The sequence below is a fragment of the Metabacillus litoralis genome (assembly GCF_007994985.1).
GTDB classification, from domain to species: Bacteria; Bacillota; Bacilli; order Bacillales; family Bacillaceae; genus Metabacillus; species Metabacillus litoralis.
In genome coordinates, this window is record NZ_VOQF01000066.1 from 1 (window position 1) to 473 (window position 473).

The 473-nt window shown below is 28.1% G+C and carries 1 pseudogene; it reads right to left on the bottom strand.

Annotated elements, in window-relative coordinates:
• Positions 1-455: pseudogene (locus FS935_RS24110) on the bottom strand (NADH-quinone oxidoreductase subunit H); the annotation flags it as partial.
• Between the last annotated feature and the right edge of the window lie 18 nt (positions 456-473).

The window sequence follows — 473 nt, forward strand, 5'->3', positions numbered from 1 at the left end:
AAAAAAAAAATTGAACAAACTCTCCTACCTAAAAAAATAATAACAAAAAGAATTCTTATAAATAAAATTCTTGCATATTCAGCCATAAAAATTAAAGCAAATCCTCCTCTTCTATACTCAGTATTAAACCCAGATACAAGTTCAGATTCTCCTTCAGCAAAATCAAAAGGAGTCCGATTAGTTTCAGCCAAACACCTTCTAAATCAAATTAATCTTAAAGGAAAAGCCAAAAAAATAAATCATACATTAGATTGATATTCAATAAATAAATTTAAATTAAACCCGGCTACTAAAATAACATACGATAGAAGAATCAAAGCTAGCCTTACTTCATAAGAAATAGTCTGAGCTACAGCTCGTAGTCTCCCTAATAAAGAATATTTACAATTAGAAGACCACCCTGCAATTATTACCCTATATACTCCAAATCTTAAACAACAAAAAAAAAACAACACTCTTATATCAAATTTTCT